Here is a 13,216-nt window from a genome sequence, read left to right as displayed (position 1 = left end):
CACGGGACTTCCGCGCCGCAACGTCCCATGCGGTCTGCTTTGAGGAAGGTGTGACAAGCCGGATAAAAAGCTCAATCACCCCTTGGGGGTATTTCATGGGCCATTTGCCCGTATTACCTTTCACCCGCCTTTACTCACCATTACCATTCGTTTACTGAGCGTTGAGACTCCCGCCGCTTCACCCCTCCCCAGACCAGACCGGGCCAGACCAGGCCAGAGGAGACGGGACCTTATGACTGCCCCTGCCAAAAACCTCCCCGCCAACCTCCCGGCCGACCTTTCGGCCTCCCTCGCGGTGTTCCTCATCGCCCTCCCGTTCTCGCTCGGCATCGCCCTGGCCACCGGAGCCCCGCTCCAGGCGGGTCTGGTCGCCGCGGCGGTCGGGGGGATCGTCGCCGGGCGGCTCGGCGGTGCCCCGCTCCAGGTGAGCGGGCCGGCGGCCGGACTCACCGTGGTCTCCGCCGAATTGATCCAGCGCTACGGGTGGCGGACCACCTGCGCCATCACCGTGCTCGCGGGATGCTGCCAGCTCGGGCTCGCCGCGCTGCGGACCGCCCGGTCGGCGCTCATGGTCAGCCCGGCCATCGTGCACGGCATGCTCGCGGGCGTCGGCGTGACCATCGCACTGGCCAACCTGCACATCGTGCTCGGCGGCACCCCGCAGAGCTCTGCCGTGGCCAATGTCCGGGCACTGCCCGGCCAGTTGGCCGACCTGCACCCGGGCGCACTCGCCGTCAGCGTGTTCACGCTGGCCGTCCTCATCGCCTGGCCGCGGCTGCCCGGCCGGGCGGGGCAGGCGCTGCGCAAGGTTCCGGCGGCGCTGGCCGCCGTCGCCACAGCCACCGTCCTCGCCGCCCTCGCCGGGCTCACGGTGCCCCGTGTGGACCTGCCGTCCTGGCGCAGCCACGCGCTGCCCGAGCTGCCCGAGGGGCCGGTCCTCGGCATCATCGCCGCCGTACTCACCATCACCCTGGTCGGCAGCGTGGAATCCCTGCTCTCGGCGGTCGCCACCGACAAGCTGATCGCCTCCGAGCGGCAGACGGGGAACCGCCCGCCGCGCGCCGACCTCGACAAGGAGCTCCGCGGCCAGGGCGTGGCGAACATCGTCTCCGGGGCCCTGGGCGGCTTGCCCGTCGCGGGCGGGGCCGTCCGCAGCGTCGCCAACGTCAAGTACGGGGCCGTCAGCCGGCGGTCGGTCATGCTGCACGGGCTCTGGGTGCTGCTGGCGGCCGGGCTGCTCGTCCCCGTCCTCGACCTCATCCCGCTCGCCGCGCTGGCCGCCCTGGTCATGGCGCTGGGCGTGCAGATGGTCAATGCCACGCACCTGCGCACCGTCACCCGGCACCGCGAGATCCTCGTCTACGTCACGACGATCGTCGCCGTGGTGTTCGGCGGGGTCCTGGAGGGCGTGGCCATCGGGGTCGCGGTCGCCGTGGCGCTGGCCCTGCACCGCCTCGCCCGGACCAGGATCACGGTGGAGCAGCTGGACGGCGGGGTGCACCGGGTGCGGGCGCGCGGACAGTTGACCTTCCTCGCGGTGCCGCGGCTGAGCCGGGCGCTGAACCAGATCCCGCACGACGGGCAGGCATTGATCGAGCTGGACGGCTCGTTCATGGACCACGCGGCCTACGAGACCCTGCAGGACTGGCAGGACTCCCATGTGGCGCACGGAGGTTCGCTGAAGGTGACCGGCCGCGCCAGCGCGGCCGACCGGCCCCGCGGCGGGCCGCAGCGCGGGGCGCACCACTGCTGCCGGCCCTGGACGCCCTGGCAGAACCACTGCGACCACCGACCGGACCGGCCCCGTACGGCGGAGCCCGGCGGCCTGGAGGCGGCGGCCGAGGCCCTGGAGTCGGCGGCCTCGCGGGAGGCGCGCCCCCGGGGGCGCGGGGCAGGTCAACTGGCCAACGGCATCGGCGCCTTCCAGCGCGATACGGCGCCCCACGTACGAGACGAGCTGGCCCGGCTGGCCCGCGAGGGGCAGCGGCCCTCGCAGCTCTTCCTCACCTGCGCGGACTCCCGTCTGGTGACCAGCATGATCACGGCCAGCGGCCCCGGGGACCTCTTCACCGTCCGCAACGTCGGCAATCTGGTCCCGCTCCCCGGGGCGGAGTCCACGGACGACTCGGTCGCCGCGGCCATCGAGTACGCCGTGGACGTGCTCAAGGTGGACAGCATCACGGTGTGCGGCCACTCGGGCTGCGGGGCCATGCAGGCGCTGCTCAACTCCGCCCCCGGCCAGCCGATGACCCCGCTGCGCCGCTGGCTGCGGCACGGGCTGCCCAGCCTGGAGCGGATGGCCAGCCGCCACCACGCCTGGGCCCGGATCTCCGGGCGGCTCCCGGCCGACGCCGTGGAGCAGCTGTGCCTGACCAACGTGGTGCAGCAGCTGGAGCACTTGCGGGCCCACGAGTCGGTGGCCAGGCGGCTCGCCGAGGGGACGCTGGAGCTGCACGGAATGTACTTCCACGTGGGCGAGGCGCAGGCGTACCTGCTGTCCGAGGGTGAGGACTTCTTCGACTGCCGCGTCTTCGACAGTGTCGGCCAGAACGCCTGACCTGATCCCCTGACCGCGAGGTGTGAACCGATACCCTCCCGTATCCGTGCAATCGCGTGGCCCCTTCTCGCACCCTGCAGCGGGAAGGGGCCTTCGCACGCCGTCTCGCGCGGCACCGGAACGGACATAGGTCTAAACCAATTGTCGGCTACCCCTTGTCACCCGGGCCACCGACTGATGAGCTATGCCCGGGGACACAACGGACACCCTGGGAAAGGGAGATCTCGTGAGCAATGAAAGCCTGGCCAATCTGCTCAAGGAGGAGCGGCGGTTCGCACCGCCCGCCGATCTGGCCGCCGCCGCCAACGCGAAAGAGGCTGCGTACGCACAGGCCGACGCGGACCGGCTGGGCTTCTGGGCCGAGCAGGCCCGGCGGCTGACCTGGGCCACGGAGCCGACCGAGACGCTCGACTGGACCAACCCGCCCTTCGCGAAGTGGTTCGCCGACGGCAAGCTGAACGTCGCCTACAACTGCGTGGACCGCCACGTCGAGGCCGGCAACGGCGACCGCGTCGCCATCCACTTCGAGGGCGAGCCCGGCGACAGCCGCGCGATCACCTACGCCGAGCTCAAGGACGAGGTCTCCAAGGCCGCCAACGCCCTGACCGAGCTGGGCGTCCGGGCCGGCGACCGGGTCGCCGTCTACCTCCCGATGATCCCCGAGGCGGTCGTCGCGATGCTCGCGTGCGCCCGTGTCGGCGCCGCGCACTCCGTGGTCTTCGGCGGCTTCTCCGCCGACGCCGTCGCCTCCCGCATCCAGGACGCCGACGCCAAGCTGGTCATCACCGCCGACGGCGGCTACCGCCGCGGCAAGGCGACCGCCCTGAAGCCCGCGATCGACGAGGCCGTCGGCAAGTGCCCGCAGGTCGAGCACGTGCTCGTCGTACGGCGCACCGGCCAGGACACCGCCTTCAGCGAGGGCCGCGACCTCTGGTGGCACGACCTGGTCGGCCGTCAGTCCGCCGAACACACCCCGCAGGCCTTCGACGCCGAGCACCCGCTCTTCATCCTGTACACCTCGGGGACCACGGGCAAGCCGAAGGGCATCCTGCACACCTCGGGCGGCTACCTCACCCAGGCCTCGTACACCCACCACGCCGTCTTCGACCTGAAGCCGGAGAGCGACGTCTACTGGTGCACCGCCGACATCGGCTGGGTGACCGGGCACTCGTACATCGTCTACGGGCCGCTCGCGAACGGCGCCACCCAGGTGATGTACGAGGGCACGCCGGACACCCCGCACCAGGGCCGGTTCTGGGAGGTCGTGCAGAAGTACGGCGTCACCATCCTCTACACCGCCCCCACGGCCATCCGTACGTTCATGAAGTGGGGCGACGACATCCCCGCGAAGTTCGACCTGTCGAGCCTGCGCGTGCTGGGCTCGGTCGGCGAGCCGATCAACCCCGAGGCCTGGATCTGGTACCGCAAGCACATCGGCGGCGACCGCTGCCCGATCGTGGACACCTGGTGGCAGACCGAGACCGGCGCGATGATGATCTCCCCGCTGCCCGGCGTCACGGAGACCAAGCCGGGCTCGGCGCAGCGCGCGCTGCCCGGGATCTCGGCCACCGTGGTGGACGACGAGGCCCACGAGGTCCCGAACGGCGGAGGCGGCTACCTGGTCCTCACCGAGCCGTGGCCTTCGATGCTGCGCACCATCTGGGGCGACGACCAGCGGTTCATCGACACCTACTGGTCGCGCTTCGAGGGCAAGTACTTCGCGGGCGACGGCGCCAAGAAGGACGAGGACGGCGACATCTGGCTGCTCGGCCGGGTGGACGACGTGATGCTCGTGTCCGGCCACAACATCTCGACCACGGAGGTCGAGTCCGCGCTCGTCTCGCACCCCTCGGTCGCCGAGGCGGCCGTGGTCGGCGCGAACGACGAGACCACCGGCCAGGCCATCGTGGCCTTCGTCATCCTGCGCGGCAGCGCCTCGGAGACCGAGGGTCTGGTCGCCGAACTGCGCAACCACGTCGGCGCCACCCTCGGCCCGATCGCCAAGCCGAAGCGGATCCTGCCGGTGCAGGAGCTGCCGAAGACCCGCTCCGGCAAGATCATGCGCCGCCTGCTGCGCGACGTGGCCGAGAACCGCGCCGTCGGTGACGTGACCACACTCGCCGACTCCTCGGTGATGAGCCTGATCCAGAGCAAGCTGCCGAACGCCTCCAGCGAGGACTGAGACACGACGAAAGGGGCACCGGGCGCGCCGCGCCGGGTGCCCCTTTCGCGCATAAAGTGATGATCACCGGATATGCCCTCGCGTACACCCTGTAAAGTATTCAAAGCGTAAAAACCAAGCGTGAAACCACAGGGTGCGCCGGGAAGTCTGGTCGGCAACGAGCTTCGCCATGCCGTCCAACCGACCCCGGAGGTGCCCCGCTGTGGCCACGCCCGACCGCACCGACCGCCAGAGCCGCAAGTTCCTCGGTCTGCTCTCGCTGCCCGAGCGGCGTTTCATCGCCGATGCCCTGCGCGCCGAGACCGTCGGCGGTGTGCTGCTCCTCGTGGCCGCGGTCGCCGCCCTGATCTGGGCGAACACCCCGGGCCTGGCGGAGAGCTACCAGACCGTCAAGAACTTCCACATCGGCCCCGCCGCCCTCGGCCTGGACCTCTCGATCCAGCACTGGGCCGCCGACGGCCTGCTCGCGATCTTCTTCTTCGTGGCCGGCATCGAGCTCAAGCGCGAGCTGGTCGCGGGCGACCTGCGCGACCCCAAGGCGGCCGCCCTCCCGGTCATCGCCGCCCTCTGCGGCATGGCCGTGCCGGCCGGGGTCTACGCCCTCGACAACCTCATCGGCAACGGTTCGATGGCCGGCTGGGCCGTCCCGACCGCCACCGACATCGCCTTCGCGCTCGCCGTCCTCGCGGTCATCGGCACCTCGCTGCCCTCGGCCCTGCGCGCGTTCCTGCTGACCCTCGCCGTCGTCGACGACCTCTTCGCGATCATCATCATCGCCGTGTTCTTCACCGAGAAGATCGACTTCCTGGCACTCGGCGGCGCGGTCGTCGGCCTGGCCCTCTTCTGGTTCCTGCAGCGCCGGGGCGTCCACGGCTGGTACGTCTACGTCCCGCTCGCCCTGGTCATCTGGGGGCTGATGTACAACAGCGGGGTCCACGCCACCATCGCCGGCGTCGCGATGGGCCTGATGCTCCGCTGCCACACCAGGGAGGGCGAGCAGCACTCCCCCGGCGAGCACATCGAGCATCTGGTACGGCCGATTTCGGCCGGTCTCGCCGTGCCGCTGTTCGCGCTCTTCGCCGCCGGTGTCTCGCTCTCCGACGAGGCCATCACCGCGGTCTTCACCCGGCCCGAGACCCTCGGCGTGGTCCTCGGCCTGGTCGTCGGCAAGGCCGTCGGCATCTTCGGCGGCACCTGGCTGGCCGCCCGATTCACCAAGGCCGAGCTGAACGAGGACCTCGCCTGGCCCGACGTACTGGCCGTGGCCTCCCTCGCCGGCATCGGCTTCACCGTCTCCCTCCTCATCGGCGAGCTCGCCTTCGCGGGCGACCCCGTGCTCACCGACGAGATCAAGGCCGCCGTCCTGATCGGTTCCCTCATCGCCGCGGTGATCGCCTGCGTCCTGCTCAAGCTCCGCAACCGCAAGTACAAGGCGCTCACCGAGGCCGAGGAGCGCGACGAGGACCAGGACGGCATCCCGGACATCTACGAGGAGCACAACCCGGCGTACCACCTGCGGATGGCGAAGATCTACGAGGAGAGGGCCGCGGAGCACCGCCGCAAGGCCGAAGCGGCGGCCGGGGCCAGCAACGAGGCCGACCGTCCGGCATGATCTGACTGACGACGGAGGACAGCCGCCGGCGACACACGAAGCAGACCGGCAGACGACAAGAGGGAGAGAGCGATGACCGCAGTGGACCAAGGGGCGCAAGGAGCCGAGCGCACGCTGGGCCAGCTGGTCGCCTCGGCCACCGCCGAGATGTCCGCCCTGGTGCACGACGAGATCGCCCTCGCCAAGGTGGAGCTCAAGCAGGACGTCAAGCGCGCGGGCATCGGCAGCGGCGCCGCGATCGTCGCCGGAGTGCTGCTGCTCTTCTCCCTGCCGGTGCTGAGCTTCGCCGCGGCCTACGGGATCCACAACCTCGGACTCGGCCTCGCGTGGTCGTTCCTCATCGTCGGCGTGGCGTTCTGGGTGCTCGCGGCCGTGATCGGGCTGATCGCCATGTCCAAGTTCAAGAAGGTCAAGCCGCCGGTGAAGACCATCGAGTCCGTCAAGCAGACGTCCGCGGTCCTCGGAACCGTCAAGCCGCACCCGCGGCCGGTGAGTGACCAGGCCGTGGGTGTGGCACGCTCGTCCTCATGACAGCCCCCACGCCGGACCCGAGCACTCCCCCCACCGCCGCCACGGCGGTACGGCTCGACCTCCCCGGCGGCAGAGCGGTGACGCACCGGGACGTCGCGGCCAACGGCGCCCGCTTCCACGTCGCCGAGGTCGGCGACGGGCCGCTGGTGCTGTTGCTGCACGGATTCCCGCAGTTCTGGTGGACCTGGCGGCACCAGCTGACCGCGCTCGCCGACGCCGGATACCGGGCGGTCGCGATGGACCTGCGCGGGGTGGGCGGCAGCGACCGCACCCCGCGCGGCTACGACCCCGCGAACCTGGCGCTCGACATCACCGGGGTCGTACGGTCCCTGGGCGAGCCGGACGCCGCCCTCGTCGGGCACGACCTGGGCGGGTACCTCGCGTGGACGGCCGCGGTGATGCGGCCGAAGCTGGTGCGCCGGCTCGTGGTCTCCTCGATGCCGCACCCGCGCCGCTGGCGTTCGGCGATGCTCTCGGACTTCGGCCAGACCAGGGCCAGTTCGCACATCTGGGGCTTCCAGCGCCCGTTCATCCCCGAGCGCCGGCTCGTCGCCGACGACGGGGCGCTCGTGGGGGAGTTGATCCGGGAGTGGTCGGGTCCCCGACTCCAGGAGTCCATCACCGACGAGGACATCGCCGTGTACCGGCGGGCCATGTGCATCCCGTCCACCGCCCACTGCTCGGTGGAGCCGTACCGCTGGATGATGCGCTCGATGGCGCGGCCCGACGGGCTCCAGTTCAACCGGCGGATGAAGCGGCCGGTGCGCGTGCCGACGCTGCACCTGCACGGCTCGCTCGACCCGGTGATGCGGACGCGCAGCGCGGCCGGTTCCGGTGAATACGTCGAAGCCCCGTACCGGTGGCGGCTGTTCGACGGGCTCGGGCACTTCCCGCACGAGGAGGACCCGGTGGCCTTCTCCACCGAGTTGGTGAACTGGCTCAAGGACCCCGAGCCGGACCGCTGACCGACCCTCACATAACCGGCATAACCGGTATGACAAGCATTCAATTGCCTGGCGCATAGGCCAATTGGCCCCCGCATACGGGGTTACCGACCTTGGGGCACGGGCACAGCTCGGAGTATGGGCTGGACGCACGACTACGGTGACACCGCACACGAAGACCGCTCGGCCGCCGCGCCGGGCACCCACGAGAGGGCCGGCCGGCACGGCCACGACCTCAGACTCGGGATTCCGCGCATCCTGCGCCGCCGGGCCATGTGGGTCTCGGCACGCCTGCGTCATCCACGAACGTAGAAAACGCAGAGAACGCAGAGGGCGCGGAAGGCGCTGAGGACGCGGGCGGCGTGGACGGCTCAGGGGCGGGTCGGCGGCGGGTCAGAGGGCGCAGCCCTGGCTGTCGACCCTCTGGCCGGCGGTCTTGCCGACCCTGATGTCGTCGCGGATCTCGTCCGCCGTCAGTGCGTAGCCGGTGTTCGGGTCGTCGAGGGACTTCGCGAAGACGACCCCGTACACCTTGCCGTCGGGCGTCAGCAGCGGGCCGCCGGAGTTGCCCTGGCGGACGGTCGCGAAGAGCGAGTAGACGTCCCGTCGGACGGTGCCCCGGTGGTAGATGTCCGGGCCGTTGGCGTTGATCCGGCCGCGGACGCGGGCCGCTCGCACGTCGTACGCGCCGTTCTCCGGGAAGCCGGCGACGATCGCGTCGTTGCCGCTCACCGCGTCCTTGTCGGTGAACTCCAACGCCGGCGCCTTCAGCTTGGGCACGTCCAGGACGGCGATGTCGCGCGCCCAGTCGTAGAGCACGACCTTGCCGTCGTACAGCTTGCCCTCGCCGCCGATCTGCACGGTCGGCTCGGCGACCCCGCCGACGACGTGCGCGTTGGTCATCACCTTGCCGGGCGCGAACACGAAGCCCGTGCCCTCCAGCACCTTGCTGCAGCTGGGCGCGGTGCCGACGACCTTGACGATCGAGCCCTTGGCCTGCTGGGTGACGGGGCTGCTGACGAGGTCCGGGTCCGGCGCCTGCACCGTGGGGATCGGCTCGTTGGCGAACGGGGTGAACACCTGTGGGAAGCCGTTGCGCTCCAGGGTGGAGCTGAAGTTCGAGAACCAGGTGTTGGCCTGGTCGGGCAGCACCCGCGAGACGCCGAGCAGCACCCTGGAGGTGCGAACCTCCTTGCCCAGCGTGGGTATCGAGGTACCGGCGACCAGCAGGCCGATCAGCCAGGCCACCAGCAGCATCGCGACCACGTTGACCACGGCCCCGCCGGTCGCGTCGATGACGCGCGCCGGTGACCAGGTGATGCGGCGGCGGAGTCTGCTGCCGAGATGGGTGGTCAGGGCCTGGCCGACGGAGGCGAAGACGATGATCACGACGACGGCGATCACCACGACCGTGGTGGACACCTGGCTGCCGTTGTCCGTCACCCGGTTCCAGACCAGCGGCAGCAGGGACACGGCGATGAGGCCACCGCCCAGGAAGCCGATCACCGACAGGATGCCGACGACGAACCCCTGCCGGTAGCCGACGATCGCGAACCACACGGCGGCGACCAACAACAAGATGTCCAGCACGTTCACGTGGGCCACCGTCTCATGCGTGCCAGTCGAGCGGGACCTGCCGTGACCGGTCCCACGGTCGCTCCCACCCCGCGAAGTGCAGGATCCGGTCGATCACCCCGGCGGTGAAACCCCAGACCAGAGCCGATTCGACGGTGAAACCCGGGCCCAGGTGGCCGCGCGGGTGGACGGTGGTGACCCGGTGTGCCGGGTCCGTGAGATCGGCCACGGGGACCGTGAAAACCCGGGCCGTCTCCGCCGGGTCCACGGCGCCCACGGGGCTCGGCGTGCGCCACCAGCCGAGGACCGGGGTCACGACGAACTCGCTCACCGGGATGTAGAGCCGGGGCAGCACCCCGAAGAGCTGGACCCCGGAGGGATCGAGCCCCGTCTCCTCCTCGGCCTCCCGCAGGGCGGCGCGCAGCGGGCCGGTGGTGGCCGGATCGCCGTCCTCCGGGTCCAGGGCGCCGCCCGGGAAGGACGGCTGGCCCGCGTGCGAGCGCAAGGTGCCGGCGCGCTCCATCAGCAGCAGCTCGGGGCCGCGGGGGCCCTCGCCGAAGAGGACGAGCACGGCCGACTGCCGCCCGCGGCCGTCGGCCGGGGGCAGGAACCGGCTGAGCTGCGGCCCCTGCACGCTGCGGGCCGCCTCGACGACGGGGTCGAGCCAGGAGGGCAGCCCGTCGGTGCTCACGGCGACGTCGCCGCCCGCCCGGGCTCCCGTGGCCGTTTCGTCCCGAGTATCGCTACCGCGCGTCATAGGCATCCCCGTCCGTGATCTCCCACACCGCCAAACGCGATCCGGGTGCTGATTCGTTCCTACGGCCGCGGCGCCGCTGCCGGGGCTCCGCCCCGGACCCCGCTCCTCAAACGCCGGAGGGGCCGGATTTCGCCGAGGCTGAGCCGGACGGTGCCGGGGCCGGGAGGCCGGGGTAGTCCGCGGGCGGGGTCAGGCGCTGACCGGGCTGGCCGCCCTTCTCGTACTTGAGCAGCTTCTTCGCCTTCTCCGGGTCGGTCTCCCCCTCCCCGTACGCCGGGCAGAGCGGGGCGATCGGGCAGGCGCCGCAGGCGGGCTTGCGCGCATGGCAGATCCGGCGGCCGTGGAAGACGACCCGGTGCGAGAGCATGGTCCACTCGCTCTTCGGGAAGATCGCGCAGATCTCCGCCTCGACCTTTTCCGGATCCTCCTGCTCGGTCCACTTCCAGCGGCGCACGAGCCGGCCGAAGTGGGTGTCGACGGTGATCCCCGGGACGCCGAACGCGTTGCCGAGCACCACGTTCGCCGTCTTGCGGCCGACTCCGGGCAGGGTCACCAGGTCCTCGATCCGGCCCGGGACCTCCCCGCCGAAGTCGTCCCGCAGCGCCTGCGACAGGCCGAGCAGGGACCTGGCCTTGGCCCGGAAGAACCCGGTCGGCCGGATGAGCTCCTCCAGATCCTCCGGAACGGCCGCGGCCATGTCCTCGGGGGTCGGGTAGGCGGCGAACAGGGCCGGGGTCGTCTGGTTCACCCGCAGGTCGGTGGTCTGGGCCGACAGCACCGTCGCGACGAGCAGCTCGAAGGGATTGCGGAAGTCGAGCTCCGGATGGGCGTACGGATAGACCTCGGCCAGCTCGCGGTTGATGCGGCGGGCCCTGCGCACCATGGCGAGGTGCGATTCCGGCTTCGCGGCGGCCCTCGGCTTCGGCGGCTGCGGCGGCTTCGATGCTTTCTTGGCCGAACCTTTGCCCTCGGAGGCGGCTCGGGCCCCCGCGGACACCTTCCTGGGGGCTTGTTCGCCCACGGCTGAATTTTGGGGCGTCGTCACTCCTGAGGACCCCTTGGCCTGTGCTCTCACCGGCTTATTGGACACCCGGCCAGCCTAAGGCCGGGCGCCGACACCCGCCCGGACCTCAGGTAACACCACCCCGATTGGTCTCCCACCGCACAGCACGCGCCTCCGTCCGGCATCCTTAGTAGTGATTGATCGCACTGTTTGAGCCGTCCGGCAAAATGGGGGACCGGTCCCCTGAGCTGGTCGACATAGGAGAGAGACTCGTGGACGACGTTCTGCGGCGCGCCCCGCTCTTCGCGGCGCTCGATGACGAGCAGGCCGCGGAGCTCCGCGCCTCCATGGGCGAGGTGACCCTCGCACGCGGCGACGCCCTGTTCCACGAGGGCGACCCCGGCGACCGGCTGTATGTCGTGACCGAGGGCAAGGTGAAGCTCCACCGCACCTCCCCCGACGGCCGCGAGAACATGCTGGCCGTCCTCGGCCCCGGCGAGCTGATCGGCGAGCTGTCGCTCTTCGACCCGGGCCCGCGCACCGCCACCGCCACCGCGCTGACCGAGGTCAAGCTGCTCGGCCTCGGTCACGGCGACCTCCAGCCCTGGCTCAACGCCCGGCCCGAGGTCGCGACCGCGCTGCTGCGCGCCGTCGCCCGCCGCCTGCGCAAGACCAACGACCAGATGTCCGACCTGGTCTTCTCCGACGTTCCCGGCCGTGTGGCGCGGGCGCTCCTGGACCTGTCGCGCCGCTTCGGCGTCCAGTCCGAAGAGGGCATCCACGTCGTCCACGACCTCACGCAGGAGGAGCTGGCCCAGCTCGTCGGCGCGTCGCGCGAAACCGTGAACAAGGCCCTGGCCGACTTCGCGGGCCGCGGCTGGCTGCGGCTGGAGGCCCGCGCGGTGATCCTGCTCGACGTGGAGCGCCTCGCGAAGCGCTCCCGCTGACGCTCGTAGGCACTGTTCGAGGGGGTCCTGCCCGGTTGGGCGGGGCCCCTCTCGCGTTTGCGGGTGCGGCGCCGTCGCCGGAGCCTCCGTTCCGGGCCCCGCGCCTCAAGCGCCGGCGAGCCGAGATCGCCCCCAGGCCCCCCGGCCAGGGGACGTGCACAGTGGCCGTATGGAGCGCAGAGGCGTGGACGCGGACGGCTTCTTCGAGCGCGAGGGGTCGCTCGGACAGGTGCCGGCCGAATTCAGGGGCGTCGTCGCGGCCGCGCGCGAGCGGATCTCCGAGGCGTACGGGCGCCGGCTGCACAGCGCCTACCTGCACGGTTCCCTGCCGCGCGGGACGGCCCGCCCCGGGCACTCGAACCTCGACCTGCTGATCGTCCTGCACCACGAGCCCACGCACGAGGACCGCGACACCACCGAGGTGCTGGCGCGCGGACTCGACGAGGACTTCACGGAGATCGACGGGGTCGACGTCCTGCTCCACGGCAAGGACCGGGTGCTCGGCGAGGCGGAACGATTCGACCTCGGCTGGTTCCTCGCCTGCCTGTGCACCCCGCTGCTCGGCGCGGACCTGGCCGAGCACCTGCCGCGCTACCGGCCCGACAGCCTGCTCGCCCGCGAGACCAACGGCGACCTGGCCGAGCTGCTGCCCGACTGGCGCACGAGGACGCGGGCCGCGTCCACCCCGCAGGAGTACCGGCAGCTGAGCCGGTCCTTCGCACGGCGTCTCGTACGCACCGGATTCACCCTGGTCATGCCCCGGTGGGGCGGCTGGACCGGCGATCTCGCCGAGTCCGCGGAGATCTTCGGCCTGTACTACCCCGAGCGCGCGGCGCAGATGCGGGCCGCGACCACGGTGGCGCGGGAGCCGGTCGACGACCCGGCGGTGCTGCGCTCGTACGTCGAGGACCTCGGGCCGTGGCTCGCGGACGAGTACGCGGCCCGGCACGGCACCAAGGGCCCCCGACCACCCGAGCGGACGTAGGGGTCTGTCTTTGGGATCAGGCCCTAGATGTATTGCTCAGTGAGGTTGGGGACGCGGCTGGCGGGTGGTTTGCCTGCGAGCGCGGTGTGTCCGCGGTGGTGATTGTAGGAGTGCAGCCAGCCG

The 13,216-nt window shown here is 71.2% G+C and carries 10 protein-coding genes; 7 read left to right on the top strand and 3 right to left on the bottom strand.

Annotated features, from left to right (window positions below):
* Nucleotides 1-232: 232 nt before the first annotated feature.
* From ACFYZL_RS33950 to ACFYZL_RS33930, 5 genes are all read left to right on the top strand, one after another.
* A complete protein-coding gene (locus ACFYZL_RS33950) occupies nt 233-2,557 on the top strand; it encodes a SulP family inorganic anion transporter (RefSeq protein ID WP_384749741.1) in 2,325 nt (774 codons plus the stop codon).
* 184 nt (nt 2,558-2,741) lie between these two features.
* Nucleotides 2,742-4,739 (top strand): acetate--CoA ligase, encoded by a 1,998-nt coding sequence (gene acs / locus ACFYZL_RS33945; RefSeq protein ID WP_388684355.1) that lies wholly within the window; start codon nt 2,742-2,744, stop codon nt 4,737-4,739.
* 202 nt (nt 4,740-4,941) lie between these two features.
* Complete coding sequence (nhaA, locus tag ACFYZL_RS33940) at nt 4,942-6,351, top strand: Na+/H+ antiporter NhaA (protein ID WP_384749745.1); 1,410 nt, start codon at nt 4,942-4,944, stop codon at nt 6,349-6,351.
* Nucleotides 6,352-6,423: 72 nt separating this feature from the next.
* Complete coding sequence (locus tag ACFYZL_RS33935) at nt 6,424-6,882, top strand: phage holin family protein (RefSeq protein WP_384749748.1); 459 nt, start codon at nt 6,424-6,426, stop codon at nt 6,880-6,882.
* The gene (locus ACFYZL_RS33930) at nt 6,879-7,847 is read left to right on the top strand and encodes an alpha/beta fold hydrolase (RefSeq protein WP_384749751.1); all 969 of its coding nucleotides are present in this window, start codon (nt 6,879-6,881) and stop codon (nt 7,845-7,847) included. The genes ACFYZL_RS33935 and ACFYZL_RS33930 overlap by 4 nt, the downstream gene beginning before the upstream one ends.
* Nucleotides 7,848-8,219: 372 nt before the next feature.
* On the opposite strand, the gene ACFYZL_RS33925 is transcribed toward ACFYZL_RS33930, so the two are convergent.
* The 3 genes from ACFYZL_RS33925 to nth all read right to left on the bottom strand — a co-directional run bounded on the left by ACFYZL_RS33925 (nt 8,220) and on the right by nth (nt 11,179).
* Nucleotides 8,220-9,422, bottom strand: a complete 1,203-nt coding sequence (locus tag ACFYZL_RS33925; RefSeq protein ID WP_384749754.1) for a MarP family serine protease — start codon at nt 9,420-9,422, stop codon at nt 8,220-8,222.
* A 13-nt stretch (nt 9,423-9,435) separates the two neighbouring features.
* Nucleotides 9,436-10,158 carry an NUDIX hydrolase gene (locus ACFYZL_RS33920; protein WP_388684351.1) on the bottom strand — a complete coding sequence of 241 codons (723 nt, stop codon included), beginning with the start codon at nt 10,156-10,158 and terminating at the stop codon, nt 9,436-9,438.
* A 106-nt stretch (nt 10,159-10,264) separates the two neighbouring features.
* Entirely contained in the window at nt 10,265-11,179 is a 915-nt protein-coding gene (gene nth / locus ACFYZL_RS33915) for an endonuclease III (RefSeq protein ID WP_384749758.1), read from the bottom strand.
* 254 nt (nt 11,180-11,433) lie between these two features.
* On the opposite strand from nth, the gene ACFYZL_RS33910 reads away from it, so the two are divergent.
* Nucleotides 11,434-12,108, top strand: a complete 675-nt coding sequence (locus ACFYZL_RS33910; RefSeq protein WP_003981529.1) for a Crp/Fnr family transcriptional regulator — start codon at nt 11,434-11,436, stop codon at nt 12,106-12,108.
* Nucleotides 12,109-12,277: 169 nt separating this feature from the next.
* Nucleotides 12,278-13,093: a nucleotidyltransferase domain-containing protein gene (locus tag ACFYZL_RS33905; RefSeq protein ID WP_384749760.1), complete on the top strand. Its 816-nt coding sequence runs from the start codon at nt 12,278-12,280 to the stop codon at nt 13,091-13,093.
* The last annotated feature ends 123 nt before the right edge of the window (nt 13,094-13,216 follow it).

The organism is Streptomyces sp. NPDC001717, from assembly GCF_042892775.1.
GTDB lineage: Bacteria > Actinomycetota > Actinomycetes > Streptomycetales > Streptomycetaceae > Streptomyces.
This window is presented reverse-complemented; position numbering and strand designations above follow the sequence as displayed.